Here is a 16,521-nt window from a genome sequence, read left to right on the forward strand (position 1 = left end):
GCAAATATAATTCTGCGGGGCTTTTTTTATAGTCAATTCTTGATGTCACTCATCAACATTTGCACCGTGACATTTTTTGTATTTTTTCCCACTTCCGCAGGGGCATGGGTCATTGCGTCCGACCTTATTTTCCACACGAACCGGTGACGGTTTGTCGCTGCGTTGCTCACCGGCTTTCTGAATATCAGATTTCCCCTGTGTCAAGCCCATGTTGGTTGAATCCTGATGCACCAGTTGGATTCGGCTTGGTAATCCGCGACGCGGCGACGGCGCTTCCACAAACCGGGTTCGCCAAATCATTTCGAGCACCCGCTGGTTAATTGCCTCCATCATATCCATAAACATTTCAAAGGCTTCCCGTTTGTATTCGATCAGCGGATCTTTTTGCCCGTAAGCACGCAACCCGATCCCTTCTTTCAACAAATCCATCTGATGCAGGTGATCTTTCCAGTTTTCATCGATGATCCGCAACGTGATATATTTTTGGAAATCGTGCAACAACTCATCGCCAACCTTGCTGCGTTTGTATTCATATAACCGCCATGCTTCTTCTTTCACATATTCGCGGATATCCTCAGCTTGCATGCTGTGCAATTTTTCATCCCCGATGCTTTTGAAATCAACGGTTAACGTCCGTAAAATGATGTCGTTCAGCTCGTCAATATCCCAATCTTCAATATCTTTTTTCTCATCTGCATGAATTTCAAACTGAGTTTCGAGAAACTCGTCGATCATTTCCTTCAAATCATCTTCTGAAACTGGTTCGAGAAGCGCTTTACGGCGTTTTTTGTAAACAACTTCACGTTGTTTATTCATAACATCGTCATAATCCAACAACCGCTTCCGGATTGAAAAATTTTGCTCTTCAACGCGTTTCTGGGCTTTTTCGATGGCTTTGGTAACCATTGAGTGGGTGATTACCTCACCTTCTTCGGCCCCCAAACGATCCATCACTTTGATGAGCCTGTCCGAGCCGAAAAGACGCATCAATTCATCTTCGAGAGACAAATAAAACCGCGTTGCCCCGGGATCCCCCTGACGACCAGAACGCCCACGCAACTGCCGGTCAATTCGTCGGGATTCGTGGCGCTCGGTTCCGATAATATGCAAACCGTAGGGTGTGCCGTCTTCGCCGGCAAATTTGCCGTTTCCGCGAACCTGTGGCGAAAGTTTAATGTCCGTTCCACGTCCCGCCATGTTTGTTGCAATTGTAACCGCTCCAGGCTGACCGGCTTTGGAGATAATTTCCGCTTCCTGTTTGTGATACTTCGCGTTTAACACACTATGTGGGATTTTCTGGCGTTTCAACATCCGGCTCAACGTCTCGGAAACATCAACAGAAACCGTACCAACCAGAACAGGGCGACCCAAATGATGCAATCGAGAAATTTCTTCAATCACCGAATTTAATTTTTCGCGTTTTGTTCGATAAATATAATCTTCATTATCCTGCCGGGAAATAGGCTTATTGGTGGGAATTACAACCACATCTAATTTGTAAATATCCCAGAATTCATTGGCTTCAGTCTCAGCTGTTCCTGTCATTCCAGCCAGCTTGTCATATAAACGGAAATAATTTTGAAGGGTGATGGTTGCCAATGTCTGTGTTTCACCCTCAATTTTTACATTTTCTTTTGCTTCCAACGCCTGGTGCAAGCCATCGCTGTAACGGCGTCCATACATGATTCGGCCGGTGAATTCGTCAACAATTAGAACTTTACCTTCCTGAACAACGTATTCGTGATCTTTTTCAAAAAGGCTATATGCTTTCAACAATTGCGAAATATTGTGCAATTTCTCATTTTTTCGGGCATATTCGATCTGAATTTCATTTTTTTGAATTTGTTTATCTTCCGGCTTGATAGAATCGTCGCCCTCAATTTTACTAAATTCTTCAGCAAGATCCGGCAATACAAATTCATCCGGATTGTTTGGGGACAAGTCGTGACGACCCTTTTCGGTAAGATTGATCGAATGATGTTTTTCTTCGATGCTATAGTACAATTCTTCATCGACTTCATGAATACGTTTATCACGGATAAATTCGCTTTCGATATCAAAAACCAACTTTTTGATGCCCTGACGCTGATATAGCTTTTCCAGCCGTTTATTTTTTGGCGCTCCGCGCTGCGCAATCAAAAGCTTTAGTCCGGCCTCTGAGTTATTTTCGTCATTTTCCATCAACTTTTCAGCTTCGGCAATCAAAGCATTTACATACCGGGTTTGTTTGCGAACCAGATCGTCAACGAGAGGTTTTACTTCATCATAATTGTGCGTTGCATGTTCAACCGGACCAGAAATAATTAGAGGCGTACGTGCTTCATCGATCAACACACTGTCCACTTCGTCAACGATGGCATAATGGTGCCCGCGCACCTGAACGATATCTTCGGGAGCGCCAGACATATTGTCTCTCAAATAATCAAAACCAAACTCATTGTTAGTGCCATAGGTTATATCGCAGTTGTAAGCCTCACGGCGCTGGGCGGGTGTCATTTGGTTAAGAATCACACCAACTGTCAACCCGAGGAATTTGAATATCTCGCCCATCCATTCCGCATCACGTTGCGCAAGATAATCATTAACGGTCACCAAATGTGCGCCTTTTCCTTCCAGTGCGTTCAAATACAGCGGCATGGTTGCGACCAAAGTTTTACCTTCACCCGTTGCCATTTCAGATATTTTGCCTTGATGCTGCACAATACCACCGATCAACTGAACATCGAAAGGAACCATATCCCACACAATCTCGTTACCAGCCGCCATCCATTTTTTACCGACCATACGTTTACACGCTTGCTTTACCACAGCAAAGGCTTCAGGTAACAGTTCGTCTAGCGTTTCACCCTTTTCAATTCGATCTTTAAACTCTTGAGTTTTAGCTTGAAGTTGTTCATCACTAAGCTTTTCAAATTGTTCAAAATTTTGGTTAATTTCTTCGAGAACCGGCTGGATTTTTTTTATTTCTCTATCATTTTTACTACCAAAAACCTTTTTGAGGACATTACTTAACATATATAACCCCGTTTTCTATGTCAGAATTACTGCCAAAACGACGTTTTGACAGTCAATAAATAGCAACAACCAATAGAAGCAAAGAAACTGCAATAAGCATACCATGTTCAGTAAATAATAATATTGAACTGATTAAATTATAATCTGAATGCTTTTTTTGCAATCACTTTTCAGAAAATATTAATGAATACATTGAGTGGCTTATAATAATTTGGGGGAATGGAAAACAAATGCTTTGTTTTGAGAAAGGACTTCGATTAAGAAAGATTCAAACAAATTAAATCTCAAAATAAAAAGTGAATTTTAAAATCGTTTCAATTGGTTAACACTTCTAAATCGTATCTTGATCTTTAACAATTTTATCACGTTTCAGCGGAATTTTAATGTGATTGTATTTTACCAATTGATTCGTTTCTTTGAGTTCTTTAAAAATAGAATCAAGAATTCCATTTACAAAGCGACGACTTTTGAGGCTACAAAAATCTTTACTGATTTCTAATGCTTCGTTGATGGAAACCTCGACGGGGATATCCGGGAAATAGATAATTTCACACAGTGCAATTCGGATGAGCACACGATCCAGCACCGCAATTCGATTGAAATCCCAATTACGTAGATGATTCCGAATAAGGTCGTTCAGATCATTTTCAAATTCTGTTGTTTTGCGTATCAGGTCAAAAGAAAATGAAGAAATGGGTTCTTCAAGACTTTCACCAACTCTCTCTGCAACAGAATCAATATCTTCACGCAAAAATTCATTTGCAAAAAGCACTTGTAATGCTATCCTTCGCGCCAATCGTCTAGACTGCATATCTCAATCCCTGATCATTTGTGTAGAAAGCGGACGTGTAAGAATACACATAACTATGCTCTTCAATCGTGCGCTTAATCAACGGTATACAATTTATTTCGTTAATAATTATGTTTCCTAATTGAGCTGAGATCATGCTGTTCGCCACTTTCGTTCAAAAAATAAATTTGGGCAACAAAATTTTTCCTATTTCCAAAGATCGATTACAACTTATTTCTCAGGTTGTTGCGTTACATCATCTGAAGCTTTATTGTTGAATTCACCATATGCTTGAATAATATCTCGAACCAATTTATGGCGAACTACATCGGCTTTTTCTAAATAAATGAATTCAATGCCGTCAACATTCTTAAGTACAATTTGAATTTCGGTTAACCCAGAACGTTGGTTTCCGGGTAAATCAATTTGCGTATCATCCCCATTTACTATAGCTTTTGAGTTAGCCCCCAATCGAGTGAGAAACATCTTCATTTGAGTCGCAGTAGCATTCTGAGCTTCATCTAAAATAACAAATGCATTGTTTAATGTTCTACCGCGCATATATGCCAATGGGATAACTTCAATAATACCTTGCTCTAGATACTTCTTTATTAAATCTCGGGGTAACATGTCCTCAAGTGAGTCATAAAGAGGTCGTAAATAGGGATCAATTTTCTCTTTAAAATCGCCCGGTAAAAAACCAAGGCTTTCACCTGCTTCTACTGCTGGTCTGGCGAGTACTATTTTTTTTACACGTTTTTCTTTTAAAGCTGCAACTGCAAGTGCAACAGCCATATAAGTTTTTCCCGTACCAGCAGGTCCGACAACAATAACCAAATCGTTACGTTTTACAGTCCCGACAATTTTTTGTTGCCCTTTTGTTCGAGCTTTTATATATCCGGTTTTTGTGAATAGGACAACCTCGTCAAGCTCATCAGATGCAGCAAACCTGTTTTCATCAGATAATGCAGTTGCGGAACTAAACTCAGCTTTATTTATGTGGATTATTGTTTCAACATCTTCAATAGATAGATGTTTGTTTCGATTCGCAGTAAAAACAATTTCGCTCAAAATATTTTCGACTTGCTCTACTTCTTCACGTTGTGCACCGCGTACTTTGAGTTGGTTTCCTCGGGCAATCAACTGAACGTCAAAATTTTTCTCGATTAAGCGCAGGTTTTTGTCACCAACGCCGTAAAGAATTAAGGGATTAATTTTATTGACTTCGAATAAAATTTCAAAAACCCCATTCTCTTCCTGCATACCACCCTTTCAAAAAAGTTTGTTATCCTAAAAATATAAAGGCTCTCAGGCAAACCCAAGAGCCTTTAGCAATTCTCTAAATTTGATAATTAAATTCCTTAAACAACATACATAGAATCATATTTACAGAAAGATAACAAACCCACAAGCATAAAAAATATGCTTTAGTCTTCGATTACGGTAAACGCAAAATCATATGCGGATAAATGCGTGCCGGATCTTCACCGATGACATCACGGTTTGCTTCATAAATTTTTTGCCAAGTAAACGCGTTACCCATGGAATTAGCTATAGAAGTAAGGCTTTCTCCACGTGTTACCCAATGCTCTCCTGCTTTGCGGAGTAGTGGGATTTCAAAAACTTGATTCGGATAAATCAGATCCGGATTTTTGATTTGGGTACGGTTAGCTGTATAGATACGGATCCAAGCATAAGGATCACTGTATGTTTCAGGTTTTTTGGCAATTTTCCAAAGATAATCACCATTTAAAACGGTATATCTTTTAGAACCGACCGAGTTCAACTTGCCTTCAGCCTGGCGAATCAGGCTATCGCAGCGATTTAAAATTTCAAACGGATCCGGACCTGCACTCCGTTTGTCTTTGCGAAGTTCTGCCAAACGGGCTTTGTATGCTTCTAACTCATCTTGACGCGCATAGATATCCTGAGGAGAAAGGTTCACAAAACCACTGAGATCGTTTTCAAGGGCTTTGCATTGTGCAACAAAATCATCATATCCAGCTTTGTCAGTTCCCAACATGTCGTAAACACCTGCCCAACATTCATCTTTTTGAGCATTGGTCGCGGTTATTTTTTGTTCCATGTCAGCAATTTTTGCTTCTAAATCTGCAATAGCAGCTTTTGCATCTGCTTCGCGTGATTGCCATTTACTCAACTCAACATTGTATTCATCCATTTTCATGTTTTTATAGTCGTAACTATACTGCTGAGCAAAGACACCAAGTGTGAACATCAGCAACAGCAAGCTGATGAACGATATGTATACTTTTTTCATGGGTATATTGCCTCCAGAATATTCTGTTTTGAAATCTGCGATATTGCGTTAATTATTCATTAAATTGCTTTAACCGTTCGGCGGTTGCGGCGGATTTGGCATTACAGTCCTGCAGTTCATTTTCAGCTTGGCTAAGCTTATTCTGAACTTCACGCTGTTTATCCTGTAAGTCCTTTAATTTTTGCTCGGCTGATAATGCAGCCTGGCGGGTTTCTTCCATCACACGAATTTGATCATCGTTTGGATGTTTCGTACAACCCACAGCCAGCAAAAGCGAGCCGCCTATCGCAGCTGTCAAGATGGCATTTTTAAGTCGTTTGGCATTGAACATTGATATAGCCTCCTCATTAATGTTTAGCGTACTTTCTAATTGTACTAAAAATAAAAATTTTTGTCAAGCGATTAGTAAGTAATTTAAATAAAGTAATTATTTTATTGTATTTATGTGTAACTCTTTAAGCTGTTCTGCAGCAACTTCGGACGGTGTCTGTTCCATTAATCCAACCGCGCTTGCTGTTTTGGGAAATGCAATGACATCACGGATTGATTGGGCTTTTCCAAAAAGCATTACCATTCGATCAAAACCGAAGGCAATGCCACCGTGAGGCGGTGCTCCAAAGCTTAATGCTTCCAAAAGGAATCCAAATTTTAACTCTGCTTCCTCTGGTGTTAGGTTTAATGCGCTAAAAACTTGTTCCTGCAACTCGCGCGTATGGATACGGATACTTCCACCGGAAATTTCGTTTCCATTATAAATCAAGTCATATGCTCTGGCACGTGCTTTTTCAGGAGCGGTTTCGAGCAAATGTGCATCTTCCGGCTTTGGTGCAGTAAAAGGATGGTGACGCGCAACATATCTGGATTCTTCATCATTATACTCAAGCATTGGAAAATCAACTGTCCAGTGAAGGTTGTGGGCATCTTTATTAATTAATTTTAAATCTTCCGCCAATTTGTTGCGCAGAAAACCTAAAATCGTTTGTGCAAATTCCGTTCTTTTGTCTGCAACAACAAGAAGGAGGGTGTCTTCTTTTAGCTTAAGCTTGTTAATCATCTGTTTTTGTTCAACTTCGCTCAAAAATTTACTGATTCCACCTTCGAAAGCCCCACCCGTAAATCGTGCATATGCCAAACCACTTGCACCAATACTGCGTGTCCATTTTATTAAATCGTCAATTTGTTTCCGGCTGAGATTAGCCATTGATTCTTCAATTATTAAAGCACCAATATAACCATTTTGGGCCGCAACACTTTGGAATACATTAAATTCAGATTCTTCAAAAATTTCTGTAATTTTGTTTAACTCCAACCCGAAACGTGTGTCCGGTTTATCACTGCCAAAACGCTCCATTGATTCCTGATAAGTCAGCCGTTGAAAAGGAATGCTAATATCTAAATTTAGCGTTTCCCGGAAAAGAAATTTCATATACTTTTCCATCATGCCCATTACATCTTCTTCATCGACAAAGGACATTTCGATATCAACCTGAGTAAATTCCGGCTGTCGATCTTTTCGCAAATCTTCATCACGAAAACATTTGACAATCTGAAAATACCGGTCTAACCCTGAGATCATTAAAATTTGTTTATAGGTTTGCGGAGATTGTGGTAAAGCATAAAATTTACCACCCTGAAAACGTGATGGCACCAGAAAATCACGCGCACCTTCCGGTGTGCTTTTGGTCAGGATTGGTGTTTCAACTTCAATAAATCCTTCATTTGCAAAAAATTTTCTTGTTGCCTGAGCGATGTTGTGCCGCATGATTAACAAATCTTGCAGTTTTTTTCGTCTTAAATCCAAATAACGATATTTCAACCGCAAATCTTCCGAAACTTCGACATAATCTTTAATTTCGAACGGCGTAGTTTTGCTTGGATTCAAAATTTCGACATCCGTAACATGAACTTCAATAGCGCCCGTCGATAGTTCAGGATTTATTGCTTCGTCCGGTCTTTTTTCGACCAAGCCTTTTGCAGAAATAACAAACTCAGTCCGAAGTTTTTTGCTGATTTGATAACTAGCTTCGTTATCCGGATAAAATACAAGTTGAACTTTTCCCGTTCGATCTCGTAAGTCTATAAAAAACAAGCCTCCGTGATCACGCCAGTTATCTACCCAACCACTTACAACGATTTCTTGATTGGCATTTTCGACGTTAACTTGTCCACAATAGTGTGTTCGTTTAAATCTCATTTCATTCCCCAGGTTTTCATATGAAAGGGAGCAAATTTAAGTCGGGATGATAGTCCAAGCAAGCTGAAAGTAAGGTGGGCAAATAAAAAAGCCTGCCGAATTGGCAGGCTTAATAAGTTTGGCAGAATATACCAATAATTTAGAAAATAAATGGCACTCTTACGTTAACAGGACCACTTGCCCCGGAATCGAAACGCCAAATCCGGATGGCACGAGTTATACATTTCTCAAGATCTGCGTCGCCAAGTGTTGTATTGATAACGGTGGCACGTATTACCCTTCCATTTTCTGCGATACTGATTTCGATATCGATTCGTCCACGGATGTTCGGATTTAAACGCGCACTTTTTTGATAGCAATATTCAACAGAATTCTTTTGACGATTGATTGCCGCAGTAATGCTCTCTGCGTCGCGTGATCCCGAACCGCTGGTAATATTCAGGTTTTCTGCCGAAAGCGAAACATCACCACGTCTTTCGAAATTACCGCCACCGCCAGCACCACCTGTTGCGAGCATGTCATCAATCCCGGTACCTTCTCCGTCGAATCGTCCAGATCCTTTACCACCACGCTGGGATCGTTCCCCACTGCCTGCTGCTGGGCGAATTCCTGATGTTCCTTCGACGACATCACCGATATCCGAAACCCCGCCAGCACCTCCGGAAAGATCGCCTAACACATCTTGGTAAGCCAATTGACCGGAACCGGAACCACCGGCACCTGTTGCGATTGCAAGAATACCGGTTCCACCGGCTTGTTGTTGCATTTCCCGGGCACGGCGAGCAGCATCTTGCTGGGTGCCGCGACGACGTTCACGACGTTCGGTTTGAGATTGTTCAACCCGTTCACGCCCTTTTTCGCTAACTTCTTCTACAGGCTCTTCCTGACGGGAAGCTTCACTGCCACCACTTATAATACTTTGGTTAGCAAGTGGCTCTTCTACAATCAATTGAACGTCATAAACCTTTTCGATTACCCGACGTTTGATAGCATCCAATTGATCCTGACTCAAACTCCAGTCTCGAAAAGCCGCATAAAACGCAATACCATACAGCACAATAAATGTTACTAGTAAAATGCTGTAATAGCGTTTGTCCATTGAATCCCAAAAACTGCGTTCAAACTCTTTTGGGAAGCCCGCTAACCGAAAACCGGGGCCGGCGGGGGACATTGGATTTCTTGCATTCATATCAACGCCTCTGTATACAATTCTATTTGGTTATTTTTCGCGTATTGTTAATAACCGCAACTTGTTGAATTCGGATGATCCACATGTGTAAATCACCTTAAACAACGTCTGAAAGGAAACATCCTGATCTGCCATTACTATCACTTCATTGGTGAAGCGAATGCCAAAATCGCGTTCATTTCTTTTTGCTTCATTTGCCCGACGCATCAATTCTTTGAACAAAGGCTCAATTCGTGTTTCTTCCGGGCTTAAGTCTGAGATTGTCATCACTCGCTGATTGGCAACCAAAATATTTTCTCTGGTTACCGAAACAGTTAGTTCGTCATGCGGCTCTTCCACACTTAAAGAGTATGGTAAACGCATATCGCTAGACGGTGTAACAATCGCCTCAGACGTTGAAAATGTCTTTAGCAAAAACAAAAGGATGATGGTCATGGCATCCATCATGGATGTAAGGTTCAGTTCTTCATGCACAATAGTTTTGTGCTTTTTGGAACGCGATGGTGCAAATGCCATTCGTTTATTCCTTAGTTAAATTGTTAATTCTAAATAACCTGACCTATATTGATTTGCGGAAAAAGCTCCTGCTGATTGCCTTCCGCATCAACATAAACCGTAACGTAGTCAATAATTTTGATGATGTGTTTATAAGCGACATCCGCTTCCGCAGAAATTATGACGCTTTTTTCATCAATAAATCCCTGACCATTTATTTTCTCTTTTATTTCCTTAAGCTTACTCAACAGCAAACCATAATCGTAACTGCCGTCTTCCTTCAAAGGAATGGTAGGTTCCCGGTTGTCACCTTCTGTTTGGGTAGCGGCATCTCCTGTGAGGTAGCCTGCGCTGTTACCGATATAAAATCCCTTTTTGGAAATGATGACCGTCAGGCTAAAACGCTGTTCCTGTTCGGTGTTTGCGTTTTGCTGATTGTTTCCGTTTTGATCAGCGGATGCTGCCGGCGGTAAATTAAGCTCCCGAATTGAGAGCTTAACAAATTCCGCACTGTATAGCAAAATTGGAATCAACACAACCATCAGGTTCATAACCGGACGAATGTCCAGTGGAATTTCCGAGATTTTGTTATGCGATCGTAACGATGGTTTATAAGCCATAGCTTAACAGTTCCATTTTTTAATTATTCAATTTCTGCGACGATTAGCGACTGCCAGTAATCAGGTTGATCAATTTTACCAGATGCTCGTCCATATCGTCGATAATCTGTGCTGTTTTGTTCTGAATAACATTATACAGCACGATTGTAGGAATGGCAACTGCCAGACCAAAGATTGTGGTATTCATAGCCGTAGAAATACCAGCTGCCAACAATCTTGTTTTTTGATCTTCCGGAATATCAGCATTACCGACAGAGGCAAATGCAATGATCAGACCGTAGATCGTACCCATCAAACCCGTCAAAGTCGCAACGTTTGCAATCATCGACAGATAATTGGTGCGTCTTTGCAGGCGCGGAATCACTTCTAAAGTACCTTCGTCTACAGCATTCTGGATAGAACGAAAATCCAGACTGTCGCTTTCTGCAACTTTCTTTAACCCTGCCAAAACTACATAAGGCAATGCTTTTTGTTTACCTGCTTCGCAAAGTTCAATTGCGCGCTTGATATTGCCACTGGTTACATATTTGCGAATTTCCATCATAAATTTGTCGGAATTCACATTCGATCTTACCATCACATAATAAATACGTTCAACTGCGATGGATATGGCAATTATAAGAAAGACCAGAATCAACCACATGAAAACAAAGCCCTCGGAACCGGGGTTGAAGGATCGAAAAAATTCACTCCAAAACTGGCTACCCATAAGAATTTTCTCCTAAATGTAATGTTGGATATTAATACCGTATATCAATTTTTATCGGATTGAAAATAAATTTAATTACAGATTAACTATTATCGGTCAAAACCTGCTTTTGTTGAGCAAAGTTTTGATATTTTTGATCGGTTTCACAGTTTGTTGTGCTCGCGAAGCCAACTGCAATTCCTCAGATTTACCTGATAGTTCAGATTGAAAATCTTTTGCAACCCGAACTTCATCAAATTTAACAGCCTTCCGACGATCCAGGATTTGAACCTGTGGTAATTCCTGGCTTCGTTCGAGATTAAAACCTCCCAGCTCAAGTGTCCCACCTGTGCTTTGCTGCTGATTTTGTTGTGGTTGCTGCTGGCCTTCTTCACCGGCACCAGTTTGGGCAAATGTAGCCGAGAAGGTGCCCAAAAGCATTACCACAAACGAACAGCAGAACAAATATTTTAGCATATTTTCCTCGCTTATCAATTCGTAATTCGGTTTTTGTTCAATGTATTTACTTTTTTCAACTGCTCAGCAGGAACATCCTGCTCACCCATTTTAGAACGGATATTTTCCAGAACGTTGGAAATTTCACCGGGTAACATTTCTGCAACAAAGTAAAGACGTAATCCCCGGCGAGGTGGTCCGTCAACATCTGTCACAGATACGGCAAACAAGTTTGTACCATCTTGTAAAAATTCAGAATAGGTATCAAAGTTAACAATTTCGACCTTTTGGAAACCGGATGAATCGACCCCGGTGATGTAGACATCGTTAAGATATAAACGATAACCATTGTCCCCGGTGATAGCGATAAATCCGCCAACCGGTTTGGAACCAAAGTTGATTTTTTTACGGAAATAGGCCGTTAGTGTGTCAGGTTCTATCGAAACACCAGCATCGATCGCCAAATTTTCCATGTTCGAAATTGCAGATTTTGCCAGAGAATCGGGTGAATGTTGGCGCTCACCGGATGTATCGATGAGCACTTCTTCCATTGCATCGTCCATCGAGCGGTCCTGCATATTCAGCGGATTTTGTAATGCTCCGGTTCCGGCGCCGCTTTCTATGGATGCAACCCAAATTGCCGTAGGCGAGACGCCCAGCGAGTCAAATTTCTGGAAAATCATTGTCGGCGGTAAGCCGTTATCTTTTGCAGAATTCCAGCCGGAGTCGTCGAAGTTTAACAGGTTCCAACCCGTTGTATATCGGGAAGAAGCTTTCCAACTGACATCGCTGGAAAGTGTTTTTTCCTCTCTGGGCATATCCGCAAGATAAGTTCCAGGATCGAGTTTAACCAAGTTCGCCAAAATCAACTGCGTCCAGATATTTTCCGTTCCTGTTTCTTTGCTGATATCATATGCTGCTGCAAAAATATTTCTAGCATTTCCGGAAAGTTCATAATACTGATCACCGTAAAAGATGCTACCGAGTTGAAAATTAGCGTTTGAAGTAGAGTCAAATCGTTCCAGAAAAACATCACCTTTTTGTTGAGCACTTTCGGCTAAATCTAGCATGGTTTGACCAGCTTCATATGCAAAGTTAAACATATCCTGTTCGATTGTTGCCCGAGTGTCGTTGTTAATCTGATTTTCTTCCGCAAGGGTTATGGTATTGCGATATTGTGCAAGAGCAATTTTAGCATAATCTATTGAATTATATATGATTTGCATCAAATATTCATCTTGATATGCGTAATAATCACGACCTTGATCGTCAACAGCCGATTCACCTTGTTCAATCAGATTTTCCAGGTTTGGCAGCGAGCTCTTATACATTTCCAATGCTTCGAATGTCAGATCGCCATATTGATCACCCAAAACCCCGCGGGTTAACAACACCTTCCGACGAGATTCTTTTACATATTGGTTTTCAAGCCCTAATTCATTTGCTACTGCAATATTTTTCAAATGCGCATCGATTGTAACCTGAACTTGCGGCGCGACAAGCGTTTTCAACACCTGATCATCGTAAACCAAGGACAACATGCCCTGATTGGGATTTTCAACACGGAGATATTCGTCAATAAAATCTGCTGCACGTTCGGCAACGGTAAATTGAATCGACGATATTTTTTCTTTGGTTTTACCATACCAGCGAAGCGCGACCTGGCGGCTGCTATCAACTTCAACTTCCTTCTGTACCACAACTGAAGTATCTTCAACAACAGGTTCTGGCAATACAGGTTCGGCAGGCAAGCTATCCAGTGAAATATCGAGCTTTTCTGCAAGCACTGGGATATTAACCATTACATTTTTATAGCGATTGACAGATTCTTCATATGCCGGAACAGCAGCCCGAAATACCTGGGTTTCCTGAACCAGTCGTTCTTCTGTCGTCATGTTTGGCGGAAATTCTTGTTCTGTGATAGAATTCGCCAGTTCTTCATATGCTTCTGCAATTCGATACATCGCTTCAAAACCGCGAATCGAGCCGGATTGAACAACTTTCGCAAATGCCTGTTCAACTTCTCCAAGACGATCCCGTTTTTGTTGTAATTGCGCCCGAAGCTGTTCTTGCGGATAACCCAACTTGATCGCTCTATATTCCGTGTTCAGAATTTGTCCCAATTTATAATTGGATTCTGCAGCAAAATATAAGTTGGGATCTTGACCCGTCCGCTTCAATTCTTCACTGCGCTGAATCGCTTTGTTAAATTCAATTTTAGCCAATTCAATCTGATTTTGATCGAAGTAATATTCACCACGATTGTAATAAGCTTCGATGGTTTTTGGGTCATTCGGGTAACGCGTCGCAAATTCTTCATAAATGCTATTTGCATTTTCCAGATCATCCATTTTCAGATAAAATCTAGCGTTTTCAAATAATAAATCTTTGGATTCCGGGTTGCTCGGATACGTTTGAATATACAGATTGTTCGTCCGAACACCATCTGCCCACGCTTCCGCTTTTGCGTAAAAAATGCTCGCATTAAACAAAGCATTTTCTGCTTCCGGTGTACCCGGGAACGTTTGAAATACCCGTTCATTGGTCCGGGCAACATTTGAAAAATCTTCAATTTCTTTATAATCAGCCGCAATATTACCCAACGATGCCAACACCTGTTTGGAATTCGGATAATTTTCAATTAACAGATTGTAGGTTTCAATGGCTTGTTGCCACTCCCCTACCTGCTCGAAATTGCGGGCGCTGCGGAACAATGCATTATCAACAAAATCCACATATGCTGCCGCATCTTCAAAAACCCGGCGATATTCTTTCGCCGCTTCCAGATAGCTGTTTTCCTGCTCTAACCGTTCACCATTTTTAAATATCGATTCACCGATACGGCTTTTGGCCAGTTCAACCTGGCTTTCCGGGATTTCTTCCGTCACCAGAATTTTCTTCGCAACAATTTCGGCATCCTGATATTGCCCCAGGAAAAAGTAGCTGTTCATCAGCGAAACGAGACCAATATTCTTCTGTTGGGATTCCGGAAATTTGGTGACCATTGTCTTGTAATATTTACGCGCAAGTGCATATTTTTTATGGGCATAGTATAGCTGACCGGCAGATGCCAAAATTTCCGGGGTTCGCGGAGAATCCGGGAACAATTTGATGTAGTTGTCAAATGCTTCCGCCAGCATTTTTTCTTCTTTGCTCAAATCCTGAACCTGGCGGTTGGCAAGCTGCTCATCATTATTGTCGGACATCGTTTGAATTGCCCGGCTAAGTGTTACCAACGAATCTGCGACGGTTATTGCGTTAATCGCTGCATCCAATTGGTGATCAGTTTCCAGATAATCGTTACTGACACGAATATATTCTGTGAATGATTCTTCCAATCGTCCCAGTTTTGTATCCATTACGAAAGCCATAGACCAATTTATGTCGTAGGCATTTTCGTCTGTCGGATAATTTTGGAGATAGGTCTGGCACAAATCAACAAATTGCGCATATTTTTGCCGTGAATCGCTTGAGGTAGTCAATGAATCTCCATCGGACAATTCCGCAATACCATACAAAAATGTGATATTTGTTCTCAGCGCTTCTTCAGTAATGCTATACGCCTCATCAAGTGCGTCGATGCGATCCGGCGAATCGGTGCTTTCAAGCTGTTTGTACCATGCTGTATTCGGACCATAAGTATCAAACAATTTTGCGCGTTCATCAAATGCTGCGATCGGCTCTGTTGAGGCAACATAGGCATCAGCTACCTTTTTTTGTATACTTGGCGCAAATTTATAGCTGGGATACATATCCAACAGCGAATTATATGCATTGATTGATTCATCCCAGCGGGTAATTTTCGCATACCTGTCACCGAGATTTTCCATGACTTTGATGCCGTATTCAGGCGTGCCGAGTCTTTCGACAAACTTGCGAGCGTTATTAACACCATTATTAGCATATTGTTGATCCACAAAAGATGCTGCAACAAACTCCAGCGCTTCGGGTTCAACATTCGCGCGGATTAACTCGCCGGTTTTGTCAATCTCTTTAAATTTCTGAATATCCTGAACAACTGCCGTAAAATAAACAATTGCATCGGTATAATTTTCCGGGTTTTCTCCGGCTAAACGATAATAACTCCATCCAAGCTTATAAAGCGCTTCATCGTATCTCGGTGAATCTTTGTACTGAAGCACATTTTTATAGAGCTGAATGGCTTTGTTCAGTTTAACAACCGTTTCTGCCTTTGAATCGTCCGGCTGCGGTGCGAAAAACCGTTCAGCCAAATTCATGTAAGCTTCGGGAGCAAATTCGCTTTCGGGATATTCATCGATAACACGCTGAAATATTTGTCCGGCAGTGTCTTCTTCTCCCATTTTCTTCAGCAGAAATGCTTTGTTGTAATAACTGTCATCAATCAATTCCGAGTTGGGAAAATTATTGATAACCAAGTCATAAAGCTCAATCGCCCGAGAATAGTCGATTCGTGGTTCCTGAGGAACTGTTGGCTCAACCGGAATATCACCGCGCTCAAATGCGGCTAACTGCGTTTCATATTCCTTTAACGCAGGCTCAAAATCGTTTTCAATTCGCCGTTCGAGATCAAGCTGGGCTTCCTCAATATAATATTCAGCGATCCGGACTAGAATTTTATCCTGATTACTGTTTTCTTCAGCCGTAACATCAAGAAATTCTTGCGTTACATCAATGCCCCTGTCCCGAATTCGTTCTTGAGAACGCAACAAACGGTCTCTCTCTTTTGCGAGTGCTTTTCGCATCCGAACGAGTGTTTCAACAGAGCGGCTGCTTAAAAGAGAGTCCGCTTTTGTTTCATCTTTGGCAAAAATTGA

The 16,521-nt window shown here is 41.3% G+C and carries 12 protein-coding genes; all 12 read right to left on the reverse strand.

Annotated features, from left to right (window positions below; genetic code table 11):
• Positions 1 to 45: 45 nt before the first annotated feature.
• The gene (secA, locus tag H6629_01080) at positions 46 to 3,015 is read right to left on the reverse strand and encodes a preprotein translocase subunit SecA (GenBank protein ID MCB9066389.1); all 2,970 of its coding nucleotides are present in this window, start codon (positions 3,013 to 3,015) and stop codon (positions 46 to 48) included.
• Between the two features lie 331 nt (positions 3,016 to 3,346).
• The gene (gene nusB, locus H6629_01085) at positions 3,347 to 3,826 is read right to left on the reverse strand and encodes a transcription antitermination factor NusB (GenBank protein ID MCB9066390.1); all 480 of its coding nucleotides are present in this window, start codon (positions 3,824 to 3,826) and stop codon (positions 3,347 to 3,349) included.
• A gap of 210 nt (positions 3,827 to 4,036) precedes the next feature.
• Entirely contained in the window at positions 4,037 to 5,068 is a 1,032-nt protein-coding gene (locus H6629_01090) for a PhoH family protein (protein ID MCB9066391.1), read from the reverse strand.
• Positions 5,069 to 5,243: 175 nt separating this feature from the next.
• The gene (locus H6629_01095) at positions 5,244 to 6,083 is read right to left on the reverse strand and encodes a LysM peptidoglycan-binding domain-containing protein (GenBank protein MCB9066392.1); all 840 of its coding nucleotides are present in this window, start codon (positions 6,081 to 6,083) and stop codon (positions 5,244 to 5,246) included.
• A 52-nt stretch (positions 6,084 to 6,135) separates the two neighbouring features.
• Entirely contained in the window at positions 6,136 to 6,414 is a 279-nt protein-coding gene (locus H6629_01100; protein ID MCB9066393.1) for a hypothetical protein, read from the reverse strand.
• A 96-nt stretch (positions 6,415 to 6,510) separates the two neighbouring features.
• Positions 6,511 to 8,289, reverse strand: coding sequence for an aspartate--tRNA ligase (gene aspS, locus H6629_01105; GenBank protein MCB9066394.1), 1,779 nt, complete (start codon positions 8,287 to 8,289; stop codon positions 6,511 to 6,513).
• Positions 8,290 to 8,416: 127 nt separating this feature from the next.
• On the reverse strand, positions 8,417 to 9,466 hold the full coding sequence (locus tag H6629_01110) for a TonB family protein (protein MCB9066395.1): 1,050 nt from the start codon (positions 9,464 to 9,466) through the stop codon (positions 8,417 to 8,419).
• A 30-nt stretch (positions 9,467 to 9,496) separates the two neighbouring features.
• Entirely contained in the window at positions 9,497 to 9,982 is a 486-nt protein-coding gene (locus tag H6629_01115; GenBank protein ID MCB9066396.1) for a biopolymer transporter ExbD, read from the reverse strand.
• A gap of 29 nt (positions 9,983 to 10,011) precedes the next feature.
• Entirely contained in the window at positions 10,012 to 10,581 is a 570-nt protein-coding gene (locus H6629_01120) for a biopolymer transporter ExbD (GenBank protein MCB9066397.1), read from the reverse strand.
• Positions 10,582 to 10,624: 43 nt separating this feature from the next.
• Entirely contained in the window at positions 10,625 to 11,290 is a 666-nt protein-coding gene (locus tag H6629_01125) for a MotA/TolQ/ExbB proton channel family protein (GenBank protein MCB9066398.1), read from the reverse strand.
• A 96-nt stretch (positions 11,291 to 11,386) separates the two neighbouring features.
• Positions 11,387 to 11,746 (reverse strand): hypothetical protein, encoded by a 360-nt coding sequence (locus H6629_01130; GenBank protein ID MCB9066399.1) that lies wholly within the window; start codon positions 11,744 to 11,746, stop codon positions 11,387 to 11,389.
• 14 nt (positions 11,747 to 11,760) lie between these two features.
• Entirely contained in the window at positions 11,761 to 16,416 is a 4,656-nt protein-coding gene (locus tag H6629_01135; GenBank protein MCB9066400.1) for a tetratricopeptide repeat protein, read from the reverse strand.
• Positions 16,417 to 16,521 lie beyond the last annotated feature (105 nt).

It is taken from the genome of Calditrichia bacterium (assembly GCA_020634975.1).
In the GTDB taxonomy this organism is placed as follows: domain Bacteria; phylum Calditrichota; class Calditrichia; order RBG-13-44-9; family J075; genus JACKAQ01.